An 18978-nucleotide genomic window follows, 5' to 3' on the forward strand; every position below is an offset into this window, starting at 1 on the left:
ACGTCCTTTATGAACCAGTCGCCGTTCCGCGTATTCGTCATTCTCTTCGTTACGATCGCGGGTATCCTGCTTGCCGCTCCCAATTTCCTGCCCCAGTCCATCCAGGACGCGCTGCCGGATTGGTTGCCCAAGCCGGGCCTGGTTCTCGGCCTCGACCTGCAGGGCGGCTCGCACCTGCTGCTGGAGGTCAATCGCGAGGGCATCGTCACCCAGCGCCTGAGCGATTTGCGCCGCGACGCCCGCAATACCCTGGCCACCCAGAACGGCATCGGCAACATCATCACCACCGATGTGGCCAGCAATACCATTACCATCGAGCTGACCGACCCGACCCAGAAGGCGCAGGCGGAAACCGTCATTCGCGGTCTCCAGAATTCCCTCAGCGACTTCATGTTCTCCGGCGCCGCCGTCGATGAGCTGCGCTTCGCCGAAGCGGCGGACGGCCGGCTCACCATCAGCCTCACGCCCGAGGGCATCAATCAGCGCATGAGCTCGCTGGTCGCCCAGTCCATGGAAGTCATCCGCTCCCGTATCGACGAATTGGGCACCACCGAACCCACCATCCAGCGCCAGGGCGATACCCGCGTCATGGTGCAGGTACCCGGCTTCGGCGACAGCGAGCGGCTCAAGAACATCATCTCGCAGACCGCGCGCCTGACCTTCCACATGGTCTATCCGGGCATGACGGCCGATCAGGCCGAAATCCAGGGCCTGCCCGCCGGCACCATGATCCTGCCCAGCCAGGACGGCACCCGCGAACTGCTTTATGAAGACGTGGCCCTTGGCGGCGAATCCCTGGTCGATGCCCAGCCGGCCTATGACCAGCAGCGCGGCATCCCGGTCGTCAGCTTCAAGTTCGACACCCGCGGCGCCATCACCTTCGGCGAGATCACCTCGCGCAATGTCAACCAGCGCTTCGCCATCGTCCTCGACAACACCGTCATCACCGCCCCGGTCATCCAGCAGCCGATCACCGGCGGCTCGGGCCAGATCAGCGGCTCCTTCACCACCGCATCGGCCAACGACCTTGCCGTGCTGCTGCGCGCCGGCGCGCTGCCCGCCAGCCTCGACGTCATCGAGGAACGCACGGTCGATGCCAGCCTCGGCGCCGATTCCATCCAGGCCGGCCTCACCGCCGGCATCGTCGCCTCGGTGCTGGTCGTTTCCTTCATGATCATCGCCTATGGCGTCTGGGGCATTTTCGCCAACGTCTCGCTGGTCCTCAACGTCATCCTGATCTTCGCCGCGCTCTCGACGCTCGGCGCCACGCTGACCTTGCCCGGCATTGCCGGCATCGTGCTCACCATCGGCATGGCCGTGGACGCCAACGTGCTGATCTATGAGCGAATGCGTGAAGAGCAACGCTCCGGCAAATCGCCGCTGCAATCGATCAATGCCGGCTTCGAGCGCGCCTGGGCCACCATTATCGACTCGCACCTGACCCAGCTGGTCGCGGCCGTGGTGCTCTACTTCATGGGCTCCGGCCCCATTCAGGGCTTCGCTGTGACGCTGGGCCTCGGCATCCTGACCTCGCTTTTCACCTCCTACACCGTCACCTCCTACCAGGTGAATCTCTGGTATAAGCGCGTCCGCCCGAAAAAGCTGAAAATCCAGCATTTCCGCTTCATCCCGGACGGCACCAAGATCCCGTTCATGAAGATTTCGCGCTATGTCATCGCGTTCTCGATCGTCATGACGCTGGTGTCCATCGGCTCGGCCTTCACCAAGGGCTTCAATCTGGGCATCGACTTCGTCGGCGGCACCGCCATCGAGGTGCAGCATGTCGGCGGCCCCGCCGATGTCGGTCAGGTGCGCGAATTGCTGACCAATCTCGATCTGGGCGAAATCCAGGTTCAGGGCTTCGGCACCCCGCAGGACGTTCTGGTGCGCGTGCAGGCGCAGGAAGGCGGTCAGTCGGCCGATCAGGTCGCGGTTCAAAAGGTTCAGGAGGCGCTCGCCATCGAGAACTACGAGATTCGTCGCGTCGAGGCCGTGAGTGGCACCGTCTCCGGCGAATTGGCCTGGACCGGCACCATCGCCGTCATCATCGCCATGGTCTGTATCCTGATCTACATCTGGTTCCGCTTCGAATGGCAATTCGCCATGGCGGCGGTCACCACCACGTCGCACGACTTGATCATGACCATCGGTCTGTTCTCGTTGACCGGCATGGAGTTCAATCTCAGTTCCATCGCGGCGGTTCTGACATTGGTGGGTATCTCGCTCAACGAAACCGTGGTGGTATCCGACCGGGTGCGCGAAAACCTGGTCAAATACCGCAAGATGCCGCTTCCGGAATTGATCGATCTGTCGATTAACCAGACCATTGTTCGCACGTCCTTGACGCAGTTCACCCTGCTGCTGGCGCTCTTGCCTCTGGTCTTTTTCGGCGGCGAGGCCCTGCGCAGCTTCACCATCGCCATGACCTTCGGCTCCATCGTCGGCATGTATTCCTCGGTCATCATCAATGGCCCCATCCTCATCAATTTCGGCCTCAAGCAGAAATCCGGCGAGGACGGAGACAAGGAGGCCAGGAAAAAATCTGCCGATGGAGCCTCTGTATAGGGCAGGGGACAATCATGCCGGGTCATCCCCGCGGCAGCGGGGACCTCGGTTTCAAGATGACCGGAGCAATAGAGGTTCCCGCTTTCGCGGGAATGACGCCGTGGTTGAGCAGATGAATTCCTCCGGCCATTTCCCCCGTCAGGTCGGCATCGACGCCTATGGCAATGGCGGTTTCCGCTTTGCCGAAATGTCCCATAAGGGCTCGCTGCTCTGCCTGCCCGATGGCATGCGCGCCTGGAATGTCGGCACCGCCGCCAATCTCACCCTGGCCAGCCTGCAACCCGTTCTCGACCTGGCCGACCGACTAGACGTCCTGCTCCTCGGCCTCGGCCCCGATATCGTCGCCATAGACCCCGCCATTCGCGCCGCCTTCCGCGAGCGCCGCGTCATCGTCGAGCCCACCCAGACCGGCGGCGCCATCCGCACCTATAATGTCCTCCTCGCCGAAGACCGCGCCGTCGCCGCCGCCCTCATCGCCGTCGAAAAGGCGCGCTAGGGTGATGGTCATTCAAACTGTCCCCGGCCCTTTCGCCTCCCTCCCCCTTGAGGGCTTCGAGCCATCCCGCAGGGCTGATCGTCCCAGTGGGACGATCAGAGGCGAGAAGGCCATGGGAGCTATGCTCCAATGGCTGGCCGGGGAGGGGGTGCTGCGGCTCCTACATATCCGGCCTCGCCCTGGAGGGGAGGGACTGAGACCAGAACTGCGGATCGTCCAATGGCCGCAACCCCAAACTCTCGGCGCACGAGCCTAGCCATGCCCGATAGCCCCGATTTCGTCGCCCAAACCCTCCGCGAACATGATCGCGACCGCTATCTCGCCACTCTGGTCCTGCCGGCGGAGGCGCGTCCCCATATCACTGCCATTCTTGCCTTCAACGCCGATATCGCCGCCATCCGCGAGCGCGTCTCCGGCCCGCAGCCCGGCGAGATCCGCCTGCAATGGTGGAACGATGCCCTGGCCGGCACCGGCCATGGCGAAGTGCGCCAGAACCCTCTGGCCGCCGCGCTTCTCGACACTATGGGCCGCTATGCCCTTCCCGGCGGAACCCTGCAACGCCTGATCGGCGCCCGCCGCTTCGACCTTTACGACGATCCCATGCCGGACCTCGAAACCTTCGAGGGCTATGCAGGCGAAACCGCCTCCACCCTGTTCCAGCTTTCCGCCATGATTCTCAATGGCGGCGAGGTGGTAGAGCAGGGCGATGCCGCCGGCCATCTCGGCGTCGCCCAGGCCATGATCGGCCACCTCCGCGCCCTCGGCCACGTCTCGTCGCAGGGCCGCATCATGCTTCCCTGGACCATTCTGGAAGCCAATGGCGTTCAAGAAATCGAACTGTTTCGCGGCCAGGAGAGCGAGGGCCTGCATGCCGCCCTGGGCCAGATCGCCGAATTGGCCGAGGACCATCTGCAAAAGGCCCGCCAGGCCATCGCCGCCCTGCCGCCCCGCCTGCGCCCCGCCTTCGCGGCTATGGCCCTGCTGGAACAGCAGCTTTCCGACTGGAAGCGGAAATCCACCAACCCCTTCACACCACCGGCTGATGAGGCCGATTGGCGCAAGATCACGCGGCTGACCTGGTGGGCCTGGCGAAACCGCTAAGGTGCTTCAGCTTTCACGGAAGCCTTTCTTCGGAGAGGAAGTGTTTGCATTGAGAACTCTCAGGCAGCTTGGCTTGGAACGGCAGGCTCCTTCGCCCCCTCCCCCTTGAGGGGAGGGACGGGGTGGGGGTGCTGCGGTTCCTACATAATCGGCAGTCTCGTCCCTGCTCCGCCACCCCCACCCCAGCTTCGCTACGGCCCTCCGGGCCAAGCTGCGCTACCCTCCCCTCAAGGGGGAGGGCGGGAAGGAATCTCCGACCCTGCTGCCGAAGCAGGCAGGCCAATGTAAACACCCCGGACCAGGGAGGACTGGTAACGAGGCCCTCGTGCCAGGAAACGCCTACCGCTCCACCATCGCCACGAACTCCCCCACCATCCGCGCCGCGACTTTGCCCTCGAACAGCATTTCCGCCGTCACCGTCACCCGGGCCTTGCCGCGTCGCTCCAGCATGTGGCGGAATTTCTGCCAATCGGCCGCCTCCAGCCGTGCCGCCGGCCGCACCCGGCCCTGGATGGGCAGCAGATAATCCATCGCGGTTTTCTGGATCACCAATTGATTGGCGATACCCTCCGCTTCCAGCCGCAGATGCAGCAGCGACCAGGCGGCGAGCAGCCCCAAGGTCGCGACGCTGCCGCCGAACATGGTGCCATGCACATTGATATTGGGATCGAGCGGCGCCTCCAGCACCACTTCTGCGGCACTGGCGCTGATCACCGACACGTGCATGGCCCGCGATAGCGGGATGCCGTCGTGCAGGATCTGCGCCAGCGCCTCTGAGTTCATGCCCAGCCCTTGAGGTCTTCGAGCGCCCGGCTGGTGATCGCCCGGCGCTTGGCCTTGGTCTTTTCCGGGCCGCGCCAGCGTGTGACGCCTTCCGGCTTGCTGATATTCACCTCGGGAAACAGGCCGAAATTGACGTTCATCGGCTGGAAGCTGCGCGCCCCGCTATAGCTTTCGGCCTCGATATGGCCTCCCGTGATATGCCCGATCAGCGCGCCCAGCGCCGTCGTTGGCGGCGGCAGCGCCAGCGCGCCGCCCTTCGCCTCGGCGGCCGTCATCCGTCCGGTGATCAGTCCCACGGCGGCGCTTTCGACATAACCTTCCACGCCCGTCACCTGTCCGGCAAAGCGGATGCGCGGATCGACTTTCAGTTTAAGATCGGGCGCCAACACCTTCGGCGAATTGATGAACGTGTTGCGGTGCAATCCGCCGAGCCGCGCGAATTGGGCGTTTTCCAGTCCGGGGATCATGCGGAAGATTTCCGTCTGGATGCCATAGCGCATCTTGGTCTGGAACCCGACCATGTTCCACAGCGTGCCTAGCGCATTGTCCTGGCGCAATTGCACGATGGCATAGGGCTTGACGGTCGGATTGCGTGGATTGGTCAGCCCCACCGGCTTCATCGGCCCGTGGCGCAGTGTTTCCGGCCCGCGCTCGGCCATCACCTCGATGGGCAGGCAGCCGTCGAAATAGGGGACCTTTTCCCAATCCTTGAATTCGTGCAGCGGCGCCGTCTTCAGCGCTTCGACAAAGGCGTGATATTGGTCGCGGTCCATCGGCAGGTTGAGGTAATCCGCTTCCGTGCCGCCGGGCCCGACCTTGTCATAGCGCGACTGTTTCCAGGCGATGTCATGGTCGATGCTGTCATAATGCACGATCGGCGCGATGGCGTCGAAAAAGGCCAGCGAATCTTCGCCGGTCTGTTCCAGCACCGCCGCCGCCAGCGCCGGCGAGGTCAGCGGCCCGGTGGCGATGATGACATGCTGCCAATCCGCCGGCGGCCAGCCCGCGATTTCCTCGCGCACGATGGTGATATTGGGGTGGTTGGAAATGATCTCGGTCACCGCCGCCGAAAAGCCGTTCCGATCCACTGCCAGCGCGCCGCCCGCCGGCAGCTTGTGCTGGTCGGCCGCTCGCATGATCAGCGAATTGCAGCGCCGCATTTCCTCATGCAGCAATCCCACGGCGTTCTGCTCGTGATCGTCCGAACGGAAGCTGTTGGAGCAGACCAGTTCGGCGAAATCGTCGGTGTGATGGGCGTCGGTGCCTTTGACGCCGCGCATCTCGTGCAGAATGACTTTCGTGCCGGCCTCGGCGGCCTGCCACGCGGCTTCGGAGCCGGCGAGGCCGCCCCCGATGATATGAATTTCGTTTGACATGACCAGCGAGATATCAAGCGCCGCGAACATGCGCAATCATTGTCGGAATTGGCGCTTTGAGGCGCGCTGACGCTAACAGTCTGCTAGCCGATTGGCCGAAACGTCAAAAACCGACAATTTGCCCGTCTCTGCCGGTAAAAATAGAAAACGCCCGCGTCTCAGAGAGAGGCGGGCGTTCGGTTTGAAGTAATCGTGCCGTCGATTTTACAGCGAATTGGCATGATCACGAGCAAGCCGGCTGATATCGGAGCGCGAAATACCCAGATCGTTGAGTTGACGATTGTCGAGGGCAGTCAGTTCACGCACGGTCTGCTGGTAGGCCGCCCACTTCTTGAAAGTCTTGCGAATGTCCATTGAATCTCTCCTTGTCGCTTACAGGAGCCAATATAGACAGGACCATCGCCCTTGAGCAGATGGGGATTGCTCAACGAAGCTATGCGATTTGTGCAGGGCGGTTTAACGCTGACGATGATTTTCCTTGTACAATCAGTGCCAAATCAACACACTCCGGCGCGAAGTGATTTGAGGAATCGGCATTGCGGCACGGCGCGCATGTCATTGTTGTCGGTAACGAAAAGGGTGGTTCGGGCAAATCGACCACGGCCTTTCATCTGGCTATTTTCCTGCTTTATCAAGGACATAAGGTGGCATCCATCGATGCCGACAGCCGCCAGCAGACGCTGACCCATTATGTCCGCAACCGCCGCGACTGGGCGCGCTCCCGCGGGGTCAACGTTCCCCACACCACCCATTTCCACCTGCCGCTGGCGCGCGGGGACTCGGTGCGCGAAAATCATCGCATCGAGTTCGACCTGTTCCGCCAGGCCATCGGCGAAGTCGAGGGCAAAGCCGATTTCATCATCATCGACACCCCGGGCTTCGATACCAATCTGACCCGTCTCGCCCATTCTTTGGCCGACACCCTGATCACCCCGGTCAATGACAGTCTCATCGATCTCAGCGTCATTGCCCAGGTTGATCCGATCACTGGCGAACCGCGTGAACTCAGCCATTATGCCCGGCTGGTGCAGCGTGCCCGGTCGGAGCGGCTGGCCATAGATGGCCGCAATATCGACTGGATTCTGGTGCGCAACCGCATTTCCATGCTGTCCTCGCGCAATATGCGTCAGGTGCAGACCATGCTGGATCGCATCGCCATGCGCCTGGGTTGCCGCGTGGCCGATGGCATTGCCGAGCGCGTCATTTTCCGCTCGCTCTTTTCCTCCGGCATGACGGTATTCGATCCGCTGGATGAAGACCTGCTCGGTGGCCTTCCATCCATGTCGCATATGAGCGCGCGCCAGGAATACCGCACCCTGGTGGCCGCCTTGAACCTGCCGAACAGCCGGCGGAGCGAGGCCCGCCGCGCAGTCCTCGCCAGCCAGCCTTCCGAGGTTAACCGCTTCGCGCATATGGCGCAGAACGAGACCTAAGCGCCGGCCCGCCGTGGCTTAGCCGCGCGCATAGGCAATCTTGCGGCTTTGCTCGGCAGCCACGGCATTCTCGCGGGAATCGTAAATGGCGCGCGCCTCGATGATGGCGTGGTGGTTTTCGGCCGACCAATCCCACAATTCGGCAATCGGGCCCTGCAATGTTTTGCCCAACTCGGTCAGGCTGTATTCCACGCGCGGCGGCACTTCGGGATAGATGGTGCGGGTCACGAGCCCATCGCGTTCCAGATTGCGAAGCGTCAGCGTCAACATGCGCTGCGACACCCCATTGATCAGGCGCTTGAGTTCGTTGAAGCGCAATATGCCATTGCGGCCGAGAATCCCGACCACCATAACGCTCCATTTATCGCCGATGCGATTGAGCACATCGGACATGGCCGAGCAGTTTGCTACCTGCGACGTATCGGTCAGTGACACTTTGTGGCTCCTTGTTTCGGTTACTCAGGCACAAATATAGACACAGTTACTACTTGTGACCAGTGCGGCGAAAATGTCGCGCCGAAACTGGGACGCCTTCACATGGCCGTCAGTCCGGCCTGCCTTCCTTGAGGTTGCGTTAGGCCGCTGTTAAGAGAAGCGCCGTCCTCTTTCTGCCACGGAGTCATCCGGTTTGACCTTTGCCCGCCGCCTTGCCATGGCTCTGCTGCTGACGCTTGCCAGCTTCGCGCCCGCCTGGGCGACGCCGCTCCTGCTTGTCGATCGCGCCAATCTCGAAGTGCTTTATGCTCAGGATGCCGGCCAGGCCTGGCATCCGGCCTCGCTGACCAAGCTGATGACCGCCTATGTGGTGTTCGAGGAATTGGCCAAGGGCAATGTAACGCTGGACACCTCGGTGACCATTTCCCGCAAGGCGTTCAATCAGGCCCCGAGCAAGTCCGGCCTGGCCGTGGATAGCGCGGTGTCGCTCCAGGACGCGCTCTATATCCTCATCGTCAAATCGGCCAATGACATCGCCGTCGCCATCGCCGAAACCGTGGGCGGCAGCGAAGAGCGCTTCGTGGCCATGATGAACGAAGTGGCCTCGCGCATGGGCCTGACCGGCACGCATTACGTCAATCCGCACGGCCTGCACGATCCGGCCCAGGTGACCACCGCGCGCGATCTGGCGATTCTGTCGCTGTATATCGAGCAGACCTTCCCCCAATACATGCCCATGTTTTCGACCGGCGTGGTGAAGCTCGGGACCGCCAAGCTCGAATCCAACAATGGCCTGCTCGAAGGCTTTGTCGGCACTACCGGCATGAAGACCGGCTATGTCTGCGCCTCCGGCCTCAATATCGTCGCGACGGTGGATCGTGGCGGGCGGCAACTGCTTGCGGTCGTGCTGGGCGGCTCATCGGGCCGCGAACGCAATGAGCGCGCCGCCGAGTTGTTCGTCAATGCCTTGAGCGGCAATACGGGCCCGACTGGCCAGACCGTGCTGACACTGGCCAATGCCGTCGGCAGCACCCCCACCGACATGCGGCCACTGATCTGCGGCAAGGAATCGGCCGCTTATGTGAAGGCGCAGGAAGCCGCCTTTCCCATGGGCCTCAAGGACCAGCCGAGCTACCTGACCGACGAGATCGTTCCGCGTGAACATGTCGCCGTCAATCTGGGTCGAATCCGTAACAATATCGCTCTGCCGCGCCCGCGTCCGCCACATGTTCCCCTGTTTCCGGCAGCGGCGCCGACCATCGAAAGCGCCAATATCGACGAGATGCTGCGGCCAGGCCTGACGACGATCGGTGGCATGAACGTACCCATGCCGCGTCCGCGTCCGGCCGACCTCTGAAATCCGGTTTTTACAAATCTCGGAAGGTGAGGCGCTCTAGCGGTTTCGCGTCACCGTGAAGCGCATGACGCCATCGGCTTCTTCCAGCGCGTAATCATGCCCGTTCTGCCGGCAATGCAGCGGAATATCCACTTTCGCCATTGGATCGGTGGCCAGGACGATCAACATTTTGCCCGGCGCCCCGCTGGCCAGTCGCTTTTCCAGCTTCAGCACGGGCAGGGGGCATTTGAGCCCCCTGGCATCGATGATTTCTGGCTCAATCGCCAAGAACGAGGACCCAATAGGTGCCGTAACTGGAGGATGGATTATAGGCCACGGCCACGCCCGCCTTGCTGGCCTGGGCGGCAAGGCCCACAGCATCGGCGGCATTATTGCGCCAGCCCGAGAAGGTTTCCGCGAAGCTGGAATAGCCGGCCGAGAGTTTCATCTGCGCCAGGGCCTGCGGCTTGGTGGGCGCGTTGTTGGTCTGGGCATATTGGCTGGCCAGTGCCTGCGCCGTGCCGTTGAGGCCGGCATCGGCGGTCAGCGGCGGCATGTTGCGCGTCGCGCGATAGGCATTGATGAGATTGACGGCCTGCACGCTGTCGAGCGAAGCATTGGGCTGATCCATGCGGGCCGAGAGCGCGGGGGCCAAAGCCCCAGGCGAAGCATTGCCGCCTCCGATGGCGGCGCATCCCGCCAGGAGCAGGGCCGATGCCATGGCGGCGCTCAGCAGGATCGGGCGTATTGTCATGTCATTCTTTCTGAAGAAAAAATACGTTCTCGCTCAATAGCAGGTGACATTTTCGCCGGCGTTAATACCGTCTCTCATGCCGCTTTCGTGATCGATCGGCGGGCCCGAAGCTCAAGCGCGCCATATCGCAATGTTCGAGGCCAGAAACCGCGCAAAAGCGGCAGCATTGTGGGCGGGCTGCCAGCCGGGCCGCATCGATAGCTGGCAGAATTCTCGTATGGTTGATCGAATGCTTATCCTGGCTTGAGGACGGATCCGGACATTGCTCAATCTTGGCGGCTGAACGGCACTTCGGCGCGGAGGTTGTCGCCGGATTCGACATAGATCACTTCGAACGCCACTTCGATCGCGGCCTTGCTGAGCTGAATCTGGGCGGTGATGTTGAGGTCCTTGCCGGCCTCGTCTTTTTCGCGCTCGCGCAGGTTGAAGATGAGGTTCTGGCCACGTTTCTGGCCTATGGCGACGCCGGTGAAAGTGGCGTTGGAGGTCATCACCGCCTCATAGCGCTTATTGGCATCGATATAGGCCATGGTGCCGGCAACCGACAAATTGTTGCCGGCCAGGGTGCAATGGCCATTATAGTTCACCTTGTCCTGATTGCCCTGGGTCAGCGACAGGCGGCAGGTGACCGGCTCCTGGGTGGCGCCGATCATAATGCCGCGCCCGCGCCATTCGCCGATATAGGACTTGAGCAAGGCGATATCGGCTGGCGCGGCCATTGCCGGGCCGGCCGCGGCAAAGGCGGAAAACAGGAGACCCGCCAGTGCTAGGGCACGAGTCAGGGGTCCGGGCATAGTCATGGCGCAGCGCCTCCAAATAGCGAAACCAGCCCCCCGGCTGTTCGGCGAATCCTCGATAGCAAATTTGCACGCGGCTGGCGCGGCCATTTCCGCGGAATGTGATCCAGCCGCAGGCGACACAATGCCGGCCCCGGAGTCGGGCCCAACAGAGCAAGTTTTCTGCGGACATATTGATGCGCCCGTCCGGTTCGGTGGATACCGCCAGCGGCCAGGGCTGATCTCCACAGATTGAACGCCCTGAAAATTGGTAATCCGGACTGGAATCGCCTATCTGTCAGGTAACAAGAACCAATGTAGAATCACCCCGTGACAGATACGCCTGAAGATGTGAGCGGTGGTGCGCCGTCCTCGGACATCACTCCGATTTATATCACTGACGAAATGCGCACGAGCTATCTCGATTACGCCATGAGCGTGATCGTGAGCCGCGCGCTGCCGGATGTGCGCGACGGCCTCAAGCCGGTGCATCGCCGCATCCTGTTCTCGATGAGCGAGAACGGCTACGAATATAACAAGCCGTTCCGCAAATCGGCCCGCGTGGTCGGCGACGTTATCGGTAAATACCATCCGCATGGCGACAGCGCCGTCTATATGGCGCTGGTGCGCATGGCCCAGGAATTTTCCATGGGCCAGATGCTGGTGGAAGGTCAGGGCAATTTCGGCTCGGTCGACGGCGATATGCCCGCCGCCATGCGATATACCGAAGTGCGCATGCAGCGCATCACCAATTCCATGCTCGATGACCTCGACAAGGATACGGTGGATTACCGCCCCAATTACGATGGCTCCGAGCATGAGCCAACCGTGTTGCCGGCGCGGTTCCCCAACATGCTGGTCAATGGCGGTAGTGGCATCGCCGTGGGCATGGCCACCAATATTCCCACCCACAACCTTGCCGAAACCATCAATGCGGCGCTGGCGGTGCTGGACAATCCGTTCATCACCACCGAGGAATTGCTGGAACATCTGCCCGGCCCGGATTTCCCCACCGGCGGCATCATTCTCGGTCGTGCCGGCATCAGGCAGGCCTATGAGACGGGCAGGGGCTCGATCATCGTGCGCGGACGCTCCACCATCGAGGAGGTGCGCAAGGAGCGCGAGGCCATCGTCATCACCGAGATTCCGTATCAGGTGAACAAGGCGTCCATGGTCGAGAAGATTGCCGAACTGGTGCGCGACAAGCGCATCGAAGGCATCGCCGACCTGCGCGACGAATCCTCTCGCGAAGGCATGCGGGTGGTGGTCGAGGTCAAGCGCGATGCGCTGCCCGACGTGGTACTGAATCAGCTTTATCGCTTCACGCCGCTGCAAAGCTCGTTCGGCTGCAATTTCGTGGCGCTGAATGGCGGCAAGCCGGAATTGATGAATCTCAAGCAGATTCTCGACTGCTTCATCGAATTCCGCGAGGAAGTGGTGACGCGGCGGGCCCGGTTCCTGCTCAACAAGGCGCGCGACCGCGCCCATGTGCTGGTCGGCCTGGCCATCGCGGTCGCCAATATCGACGAGGTGATCGCGCTGATCCGCACCGCGCCCGATCCGGCGACGGCGCGCGAGCAATTGATGACCCGCCGCTGGCCGGCAGCGGATGTGGAGCCGCTGATCCAATTGATCGACGATCCGCGCCACCGGATCAATGACGACGGCACCTTCAACCTGTCCGAAGAGCAGGCGCGCGCCATTCTCGAATTGCGGCTGGCCCGCCTGACGGCTCTGGGCCGGGACGAGATCGGCGACGAGCTCAACGGACTTGGCACCGAAATCGAGGATTACCTCGATATATTGCGGTCGCGGGAACGGGTGCGCGGCATTATCCGGCAGGAAATGGAAAGTATCCGCGAACAGTTCGGCGCGCCGCGCCGCACCGAGATTTCCGACCACGCCGCCGATTTCGACGATGAAGACCTCATCGCGCGCGAGGACATGGTCGTTACGGTCAGTCATGGCGGCTATATCAAGCGGGTGCCGCTTTCCACCTACCGGGCGCAGAACCGTGGCGGCAAGGGCCGTTCGGGCATGGCGACGCGGGAGGAGGATTTCGTTTCGCGCCTCTTCGTGGCCAATACGCATACGCCGGTATTATTCTTCACCAGCCGGGGCATCGCCTACAAGCTCAAGGTCTGGCGGCTGCCGCTTTCGGCTGCCAATGCCCGCGGCAAGGCGCTGATCAATATCCTGCCGCTGGAGCAGGGCGAGCGCATCACTTCGATCATGCCGCTACCCGAGGATGAAACCTCGTGGGGCGATCTCGACATCATGTTCGCGACGACGCGGGGCACGGTGCGCCGCAACTCGCTGGCCGATTTTGTCGAAGTGCGCCAGAACGGCAAGATCGCCATGAAGCTGGACGAGGGCGACGAGATCGTCGGCGTCGAGACCTGCACGAGCAATAATGACGTATTGCTGACCACGGCCTTGGGGCAGGCCATCCGCTTCCGGGTGAACGACGTGCGCCTGTTCAAGGGCCGCGATTCCATGGGTGTGCGCGGAATTCTGCTGGCGAAGGATGATGTGGTCATCTCGATGGCGGTCATCAACCATTCCGACGCCATCGCCGAAGAGCGCGCCGCCTATCTCAAGATGAGCCGGGCCATGCGCGGCGAGGCGGATGACGGGGCTTCCGATGAGACCGACGATGTCGTGGCGGGCCATCTCAGCCAGGAACGCTACGCCCAGATGGGCGCTATCGAACAGTTCATCCTGACCATTTCCCAAAATGGCTATGGCAAGCGCACCTCCAGCCACGAATACCGGATTACCGGGCGCGGCGGCAAAGGCATCGTCGCCATGGCGGTCAACAAGCGCAATGGCAATCTGGTGGCCAGCTTCCCGGTCGAAGACGAAGACCAGATCATGCTGATCAGCGATGGCGGCCAGACCATCCGCCTGCCGGTGGGGGGCGACAAGCCGATCCGCATCGTCTCGCGCGGCAGCCAGGGCGTGATCGTGTTCGATACCGCCGAGGGCGAGAAAGTCGTGTCGGTGGAACGCATCAGCGAGCCGGAAGACGACGAGGACGACGGTGACGAAGCGTCGCCGGTCGAGCCGATCGCAGAATAACAAAGGGCGCTCCGGCGCCCTTTTTCTCGTCAGATAAAGCGCTGGATTTCGCTGTGTTCGGACAGGTGAGCGGGGCGCGCTGAATTGCTGCCCATGCGAATCTGGCGGGGAATGGTGCTGCGCGGGGCGGGGCGCCATGAGCCGGCTGGCTGCTCCCCCGGGGCGGGGCCATATGCATTGTCCCATTGCTCGGAGGGACAGATCATCCAGTAGAGCAGCACCAGGCTGCCCAATATCGGGATGAGCTGGATAAAATACCACCAGCCGGAGCGGCCGATATCATGCAGACGGCGCACGGTGACTGTGACCAGCGGGATCATATGGATGATGCCGGCAAAGGCGGCCAAAGGGCCTGCATGGCGCGGATCGAGCAATCTGCCGAACAGGTAATAATCGGCAAAGGCGGCGCCTACGGACAGGATGAGCGATAATAGCCAGAACAACCAATATTGGCGGCGGGTGCTGCGGCCGGAAAATTCGAAATAGCGCAGCATGCCGTCGAAATAAGATCGCATATTTGACGCCCACGTAATAATGCAGATGTCGTTATATCGGGAGCCGAGCTTTTTTGCCCGCCAGGGCTGCGGACAGGCTTAGCGAAAGGTCAATGGCAATTACCGGCACCGCTGCGGCATAGCCTGTTCTGCTTTCCGAGAATTCCGACGGCTGGTCGCCAAAGGCACGGGCCGAAGTCTTGCCACCTTGCGGCGAGCATGACAGAAACCTTTCTGACGACAAGGGAAGGGGGGATGCATGAGCGGTCTGGTGGGGTTCTATCCCGGTTCTTTCGATCCGCTGACCAATGGCCATCTCGACGTGATCGAGCGCGCCTGCAAGCTGGTCGACACTCTGGTGGTGGCGGTGGGGATCAGCGCCACCAAGAAAAATCCGCTCTTCATCCACGAGGATCGCGTGGCGATGCTCGAACAGGTGCTGCCGGCAATCGGCGCCCGCACCAATACGCAATTCCGCATCGTCGATTTTTCAGGGCTGATGGTCAATGCCGCCCGCGATGCCGGCGCCAGGCTGATCATTCGTGGCCTGCGCGACACCACGGACTACAATTACGAGATGCAGATGGTGGGCATGAACGCGCAAATGGCACCCGATCTGCAAACCGTGTTCCTGCCCTCCAGCCCGCCCGTACGGCATATCTCGGCCACATTGGTGCGTCAGATCGCTGAAATGGGCGGAGACATCTCCGCTTTCGTACCGCCAATCGTACTCAAGGCCCTGCAATCCAAATGATCAAGCTGACCCGCCGCACCTTCGCCGCCCTCGCGCTGAGCGCGACCCTGTTCGCCGCTCCGGCCTTTGCCCAGGAGGGTGCGCCGCATCTGATCCTGACACTGGAAGATGGCGTCGTGGATATCGAATTGCTGCCCGAACTCGCGCCCCTGCATGTCGAGCGCATCGTCACGCTGACCGAGCAGGGCCTCTATGACGGCGTGGTGTTTCATCGGGTCATCGACGGGTTCATGGCGCAGACCGGCGACGTGCGGAACGGCAATGCCGATAGCCCCGATTACGATCTGCGCATGGCCGGCACCGGCGGTTCCGAACTGCCCAATGTGCAGGCCGAGTTCAATGCCGAGAGCTTCGTGCGCGGCGCTGTCGGCGCGGCGCGGTCGCAGGACCCCAATTCGTTCAATTCACAGTTTTTCATCACCACCGACGACGCCACGTTCCTGAATGGCCAATATACGGTATTCGGCAAGGTGGTGTCCGGCATGGACGCAGTCGACGCGCTGGAACAAGGCCCGCAAGAGCAGAACGGCGCCGTGGCCAATCCGGACAAGATCGTCAAAGCGTCGATCGAATATAAATAAGACGCGCCAGGGCAGCGCTCGGGCGGGCCTGAAGGCTATCCAGCCTCTCATAGGCCTCGTGGTCGCGGGCCCGACTTCCTCCTTCGAAGGTCTAGGGATGAGGTCGGCGCGAGACTGGTGCGAACCTTGCGCTTCCCGCCCAATCATCCTACATCCCGCGCACATTTCTCCAAGCGAAAGAGACCGTTCATGGCCTATGCCGATCCCGAAAACACGCTCGTCATCGAAACCACCAAGGGCAAGGTGGTCATCGCCATGAAGCCCGAGGTGGCGCCCGGCCATGTCGAGCACATCAAGAAGCTGGCCCGCGAAGGCGCCTATGATGGTGTGGTGTTCCACCGCGTGATCGATGGCTTCATGGCCCAGACCGGCGACGTGAAGTTCGGCAATGCCAATTCGCCCGAGTTCAATCCGTCGCGCGCCGGCACCGGCGGTTCGCAATATCCGAACCTCAAGCAGGAATTCAGCGCCGAGCCGCATAAGCGCGGCACCGCGTCGATGGCCCGCGCCCAGGACCCGAACAGCGCCAATTCGCAATTCTTCATCTGCTTCGCGGATTCATCGTTCCTCGACCGTCAATATACGGTGTGGGGCGAGGTGATCGAAGGCATGGAAAATGTCGACCAGATCAAGCGCGGCGAGCCGGTGATCAATCCGGACCAGATGGTGTCGGTGAAGGTCGCGGCCGATATCGCGGAATAATTCCGGGACTGGCGGCTGCGGCCGCCAGTTTCGTTCTGGGCCTGAGCTTGACGCAGGGCGTTATGGCAGGGCGTGGTAGCGCATTCGCGCGCTCTTGGTGTCGTCGCTCAGGTTTTGCTTTGAAAATGGATAGTGTTCTTTGGGCGCTTATGGGCGTCGTGGCCGGGGCCTGCATTGCCGCGCAGGCTCCGATTAACGCCTATCTGGGGCGGGCGCTTGAAGTACCGGTCGCGGCAGCGGCAGTGTCGTTCCTGGCCGGCGGCGTGGTGTTGTGGGCCCTGGCTTTCTTCTTCAGCCATTGGAGCGGTACACCGATCAATTTTGGCGCGCCGGCGCCCTGGACCTTCGTGGCTGGCGGCCTGCTCGGCGCGTTCTATGTCTTCTCCAACATCACGCTGACGCCGATGATCGGCGCGGCGGCGGTGATGGCCCTGTCGGTGGCGGGACAATTGCTTGGTGGATTGTTTCTCGACAAGATCGGCTTCATGGGCATGGCGGTGCGCGAAATCTCCATGGGCCGCCTCGCCGGCGCCGCCTTGCTGGTCATCGGCGCCGTGATGATCCGGGTGCTTTAAGATGCGCGTTTCCGAATTCGACTTCGACCTTCCCGAAAGACTGATCGCCCTGCATCCGGCCGAGCCGCGGGACAGCGCCCGCCTGCTACTGGTGAAGCCGGGCGAGCCGTTCGAAGACCGGCACATCCCCGACCTGCTGACCCTGCTGCGCCCCGGCGACGTATTGGTGGTCAACGATACGCGGGTATTGCCGGCGGAACTCAAAGGCACGCGTATTCGCGGTGACAGCCGGGCTGGGGTGTCGTTCAACCTGCATAAGCGGGTCGATGCCCATTCCTGGCGGGCCTTTGCGCGTCCGGCCAAGAAGCTGGCGCTTCTAGATGCGCTGGAATTGGGCAATGGCGAGGCCGAACCGCTGCTGGCGCGCCTTGCCGGCAAGGGCGAGACCGGCGAGGTCACGCTGGAATTCGACCTGGGCGGCGCCCAACTCGACGAGGCCATAAAGTCACACGGCGCCATGCCGCTGCCGCCCTATATCGGGGCGAAGCGGGGGGTCGAGGAACGCGACAAGGTCGATTACCAGACCGTCTATGCGGCTGAGGACGGTGCCGTGGCGGCGCCGACGGCCGGCCTGCATTTCACCGAGAAGCTGCTGCAGGATCTGGCGGAGATGGACGTCAGCATCGAGCGGGTGACGCTGCATGTGGGGGCCGGCACCTTCCTGCCGATGAAGGCCGACGACACCGACGACCATGTGATGCATTCCGAATGGGGCGAAATCGATCAGGCCAGCGTCGAGCGCATCCGCGCCCGGCGCGCCGCCGGGGGACGGGTAGTGGCCGTGGGCACGACCAGCCTGCGTCTCTTGGAGACGGCCTCCCGCGCCACCGGCGAATTGCAGCCCTTTATCGGCGATACCGACATCTTCATCACGCCGGGCTTCCGCTTCCGCACCGTGGATGTGCTGATGACCAATTTCCATCTGCCGAAATCCACCCTGTTCATGCTGGTCAGCGCCTTTTCCGGACTAGAGACGATGAAGGCGGCCTATGCGCACGCCATCGGCGAGGGCTATCGCTTCTACTCCTACGGCGATGCATCGCTGTTGCACCGGGCGCCGCATCCCGAGGATAAGCGGTGACGGCGCGTTACCGCCCGATAAATCACTACACGAACCGTATTGTCGCCGGGTTGCGGCGCGTGGCGGAAAGCGATGCGCCACAGCTCACTTTCGCCCGGCTGATCGAGACGATGGGAGACCATTCCCATCGGTTGCTGATCCTCATGCTGACGCTGCTCAACATGATTCCAGGACCGCCCGGATTTGGCGGCACCATCGCCTGGACGACCTTCGCCGTCGCGCTGTTCATGGTCCTGGGCCGACCGATCCGGCTGCCCGGCATTATCGGGCGACGCAAACTGCCGCTGGCGCTATTGCTCAAGGCCAGTGAGCAGGTGGCGAAAGTTACGGCGATCATTGCGCGTTTCTCCAGGCCACGGTGGCGGTGGCTGACCGGCGCGGCGGCGACTATCCCCTATGGAATATTCACCATGGCGGTCAGCGTCTTCATGACGCTGCCCATTCCCTTCATCAACGCCGTGCCCAATGTGGGCCTGTGCATCCTGGCCTTTGCCATGCTCAATCGCGATGGGCTGGGTGCCATAATCGGGCTGGCGATCTGCGCAATCGGGCTTATCATCGCCGGGTTATTGCTGTTCGGCGTGGTCAATCTGGGCATGGCTGCGATGGCGGCGGTCGGTTAGGTGCTTGACGTCTTCTCATCGCCCTGGCTTGC

The 18978-nt window shown here is 62.2% G+C and carries 20 protein-coding genes; 12 read left to right on the forward strand and 8 right to left on the reverse strand.

Annotation, left to right across the window (positions count from 1 at the left end; all coding sequences use genetic code 11):
* Positions 1–9: 9 nt before the first annotated feature.
* The 3 genes from secD to O9Z70_RS06840 all read left to right on the forward strand — a co-directional run bounded on the left by secD (position 10) and on the right by O9Z70_RS06840 (position 4162).
* Positions 10–2565 (forward strand): protein translocase subunit SecD, encoded by a 2556-nt coding sequence (secD, locus tag O9Z70_RS06830; RefSeq protein WP_286021720.1) that lies wholly within the window; start codon positions 10–12, stop codon positions 2563–2565.
* A 112-nt stretch (positions 2566–2677) separates the two neighbouring features.
* The gene (locus tag O9Z70_RS06835) at positions 2678–3061 is read left to right on the forward strand and encodes an Mth938-like domain-containing protein (RefSeq protein ID WP_286021970.1); all 384 of its coding nucleotides are present in this window, start codon (positions 2678–2680) and stop codon (positions 3059–3061) included.
* A 258-nt stretch (positions 3062–3319) separates the two neighbouring features.
* Positions 3320–4162: a phytoene/squalene synthase family protein gene (locus tag O9Z70_RS06840; RefSeq protein ID WP_286021721.1), complete on the forward strand. Its 843-nt coding sequence runs from the start codon at positions 3320–3322 to the stop codon at positions 4160–4162.
* A 339-nt stretch (positions 4163–4501) separates the two neighbouring features.
* On the opposite strand, the gene O9Z70_RS06845 is transcribed toward O9Z70_RS06840, so the two are convergent.
* From O9Z70_RS06845 to O9Z70_RS06855, 3 genes are all read right to left on the reverse strand, one after another.
* Positions 4502–4945, reverse strand: a complete 444-nt coding sequence (locus O9Z70_RS06845) for a YiiD C-terminal domain-containing protein (RefSeq protein WP_286021722.1) — start codon at positions 4943–4945, stop codon at positions 4502–4504.
* Positions 4942–6351, reverse strand: a complete 1410-nt coding sequence (gene trmFO, locus O9Z70_RS06850) for a methylenetetrahydrofolate--tRNA-(uracil(54)-C(5))-methyltransferase (FADH(2)-oxidizing) TrmFO (RefSeq protein ID WP_286021723.1) — start codon at positions 6349–6351, stop codon at positions 4942–4944. Before trmFO ends, O9Z70_RS06845 begins: the two co-directional genes overlap by 4 nt.
* Before the next feature lie 174 nt (positions 6352–6525).
* Entirely contained in the window at positions 6526–6675 is a 150-nt protein-coding gene (locus O9Z70_RS06855) for a DUF1127 domain-containing protein (protein ID WP_286021724.1), read from the reverse strand.
* A gap of 182 nt (positions 6676–6857) precedes the next feature.
* On the opposite strand from O9Z70_RS06855, the gene O9Z70_RS06860 reads away from it, so the two are divergent.
* Positions 6858–7754, forward strand: coding sequence for a division plane positioning ATPase MipZ (locus O9Z70_RS06860; RefSeq protein WP_286021725.1), 897 nt, complete (start codon positions 6858–6860; stop codon positions 7752–7754).
* Between the two features lie 18 nt (positions 7755–7772).
* Here the strand turns inward: O9Z70_RS06860 and O9Z70_RS06865 are convergent, their stop codons facing one another.
* Complete coding sequence (locus O9Z70_RS06865; RefSeq protein WP_502870169.1) at positions 7773–8189, reverse strand: winged helix-turn-helix transcriptional regulator; 417 nt, start codon at positions 8187–8189, stop codon at positions 7773–7775.
* A 193-nt stretch (positions 8190–8382) separates the two neighbouring features.
* Between O9Z70_RS06865 and O9Z70_RS06870 the strand changes: the two genes are divergently transcribed.
* The gene (locus O9Z70_RS06870; protein ID WP_286021726.1) at positions 8383–9546 is read left to right on the forward strand and encodes a D-alanyl-D-alanine carboxypeptidase family protein; all 1164 of its coding nucleotides are present in this window, start codon (positions 8383–8385) and stop codon (positions 9544–9546) included.
* Between the two features lie 36 nt (positions 9547–9582).
* Here the strand turns inward: O9Z70_RS06870 and O9Z70_RS06875 are convergent, their stop codons facing one another.
* The 3 genes from O9Z70_RS06875 to O9Z70_RS06885 all read right to left on the reverse strand — a co-directional run bounded on the left by O9Z70_RS06875 (position 9583) and on the right by O9Z70_RS06885 (position 11079).
* Positions 9583–9813 carry a sulfurtransferase TusA family protein gene (locus O9Z70_RS06875; RefSeq protein ID WP_286021727.1) on the reverse strand — a complete coding sequence of 77 codons (231 nt, stop codon included), beginning with the start codon at positions 9811–9813 and terminating at the stop codon, positions 9583–9585.
* Positions 9803–10279 carry a CAP domain-containing protein gene (locus O9Z70_RS06880; RefSeq protein ID WP_286021728.1) on the reverse strand — a complete coding sequence of 159 codons (477 nt, stop codon included), beginning with the start codon at positions 10277–10279 and terminating at the stop codon, positions 9803–9805. The genes O9Z70_RS06875 and O9Z70_RS06880 overlap by 11 nt, the downstream gene beginning before the upstream one ends.
* A gap of 266 nt (positions 10280–10545) precedes the next feature.
* Positions 10546–11079: a hypothetical protein gene (locus tag O9Z70_RS06885; protein WP_286021729.1), complete on the reverse strand. Its 534-nt coding sequence runs from the start codon at positions 11077–11079 to the stop codon at positions 10546–10548.
* Between the two features lie 306 nt (positions 11080–11385).
* Between O9Z70_RS06885 and gyrA the strand changes: the two genes are divergently transcribed.
* On the forward strand, positions 11386–14136 hold the full coding sequence (gene gyrA / locus O9Z70_RS06890; RefSeq protein WP_286021730.1) for a DNA gyrase subunit A: 2751 nt from the start codon (positions 11386–11388) through the stop codon (positions 14134–14136).
* Between the two features lie 29 nt (positions 14137–14165).
* Here gyrA and O9Z70_RS06895 read toward each other — a convergent pair whose 3' ends face one another.
* The gene (locus O9Z70_RS06895; RefSeq protein ID WP_286021731.1) at positions 14166–14651 is read right to left on the reverse strand and encodes a DUF805 domain-containing protein; all 486 of its coding nucleotides are present in this window, start codon (positions 14649–14651) and stop codon (positions 14166–14168) included.
* Between the two features lie 238 nt (positions 14652–14889).
* On the opposite strand from O9Z70_RS06895, the gene coaD reads away from it, so the two are divergent.
* The 6 genes from coaD to O9Z70_RS06925 all read left to right on the forward strand — a co-directional run bounded on the left by coaD (position 14890) and on the right by O9Z70_RS06925 (position 18946).
* Positions 14890–15384: a pantetheine-phosphate adenylyltransferase gene (gene coaD / locus O9Z70_RS06900; protein WP_286021732.1), complete on the forward strand. Its 495-nt coding sequence runs from the start codon at positions 14890–14892 to the stop codon at positions 15382–15384.
* Positions 15381–15965: a peptidylprolyl isomerase gene (locus tag O9Z70_RS06905; RefSeq protein WP_353057820.1), complete on the forward strand. Its 585-nt coding sequence runs from the start codon at positions 15381–15383 to the stop codon at positions 15963–15965. Before coaD ends, O9Z70_RS06905 begins: the two co-directional genes overlap by 4 nt.
* Before the next feature lie 189 nt (positions 15966–16154).
* Positions 16155–16667 carry a peptidylprolyl isomerase gene (locus O9Z70_RS06910; protein ID WP_286021733.1) on the forward strand — a complete coding sequence of 171 codons (513 nt, stop codon included), beginning with the start codon at positions 16155–16157 and terminating at the stop codon, positions 16665–16667.
* Positions 16668–16792: 125 nt separating this feature from the next.
* The gene (locus tag O9Z70_RS06915) at positions 16793–17242 is read left to right on the forward strand and encodes a DMT family transporter (RefSeq protein ID WP_286021734.1); all 450 of its coding nucleotides are present in this window, start codon (positions 16793–16795) and stop codon (positions 17240–17242) included.
* Position 17243: 1 nt separating this feature from the next.
* Positions 17244–18323, forward strand: coding sequence for a tRNA preQ1(34) S-adenosylmethionine ribosyltransferase-isomerase QueA (gene queA / locus O9Z70_RS06920; RefSeq protein ID WP_286021735.1), 1080 nt, complete (start codon positions 17244–17246; stop codon positions 18321–18323).
* Positions 18320–18946 carry an exopolysaccharide biosynthesis protein gene (locus O9Z70_RS06925; RefSeq protein ID WP_286021736.1) on the forward strand — a complete coding sequence of 209 codons (627 nt, stop codon included), beginning with the start codon at positions 18320–18322 and terminating at the stop codon, positions 18944–18946. The genes queA and O9Z70_RS06925 overlap by 4 nt, the downstream gene beginning before the upstream one ends.
* The last annotated feature ends 32 nt before the right edge of the window (positions 18947–18978 follow it).

This window comes from Devosia sp. YIM 151766, assembly GCF_030285925.1.
In the GTDB taxonomy this organism is placed as follows: Bacteria; Pseudomonadota; Alphaproteobacteria; order Rhizobiales; family Devosiaceae; genus Devosia.

What these genes read in the sequence shown, in the direction of transcription:
- secD (WP_286021720.1), top strand. Translation starts at nt 10, where the DNA reads ATGAACCAGTCGCCGTTCCGCGTATTCGTCATTCTCTTCGTTACGATC.
- O9Z70_RS06835 (WP_286021970.1), top strand. Translation starts at nt 2,678, where the DNA reads ATGAATTCCTCCGGCCATTTCCCCCGTCAGGTCGGCATCGACGCCTAT.
- O9Z70_RS06840 (WP_286021721.1), top strand. Translation starts at nt 3,320, where the DNA reads ATGCCCGATAGCCCCGATTTCGTCGCCCAAACCCTCCGCGAACATGAT.
- O9Z70_RS06845 (WP_286021722.1), bottom strand. Translation starts at nt 4,945, where the DNA reads ATGAACTCAGAGGCGCTGGCGCAGATCCTGCACGACGGCATCCCGCTA.
- trmFO (WP_286021723.1), bottom strand. Translation starts at nt 6,351, where the DNA reads ATGTTCGCGGCGCTTGATATCTCGCTGGTCATGTCAAACGAAATTCAT.
- O9Z70_RS06855 (WP_286021724.1), bottom strand. Translation starts at nt 6,675, where the DNA reads ATGGACATTCGCAAGACTTTCAAGAAGTGGGCGGCCTACCAGCAGACC.
- O9Z70_RS06880 (WP_286021728.1), bottom strand. Translation starts at nt 10,279, where the DNA reads ATGACAATACGCCCGATCCTGCTGAGCGCCGCCATGGCATCGGCCCTG.
- O9Z70_RS06885 (WP_286021729.1), bottom strand. Translation starts at nt 11,079, where the DNA reads ATGACTATGCCCGGACCCCTGACTCGTGCCCTAGCACTGGCGGGTCTC.
- O9Z70_RS06895 (WP_286021731.1), bottom strand. Translation starts at nt 14,651, where the DNA reads ATGCGATCTTATTTCGACGGCATGCTGCGCTATTTCGAATTTTCCGGC.
- coaD (WP_286021732.1), top strand. Translation starts at nt 14,890, where the DNA reads ATGAGCGGTCTGGTGGGGTTCTATCCCGGTTCTTTCGATCCGCTGACC.
- O9Z70_RS06905 (WP_353057820.1), top strand. Translation starts at nt 15,381, where the DNA reads ATGATCAAGCTGACCCGCCGCACCTTCGCCGCCCTCGCGCTGAGCGCG.
- O9Z70_RS06910 (WP_286021733.1), top strand. Translation starts at nt 16,155, where the DNA reads ATGGCCTATGCCGATCCCGAAAACACGCTCGTCATCGAAACCACCAAG.
- O9Z70_RS06915 (WP_286021734.1), top strand. Translation starts at nt 16,793, where the DNA reads ATGGATAGTGTTCTTTGGGCGCTTATGGGCGTCGTGGCCGGGGCCTGC.
- queA (WP_286021735.1), top strand. Translation starts at nt 17,244, where the DNA reads ATGCGCGTTTCCGAATTCGACTTCGACCTTCCCGAAAGACTGATCGCC.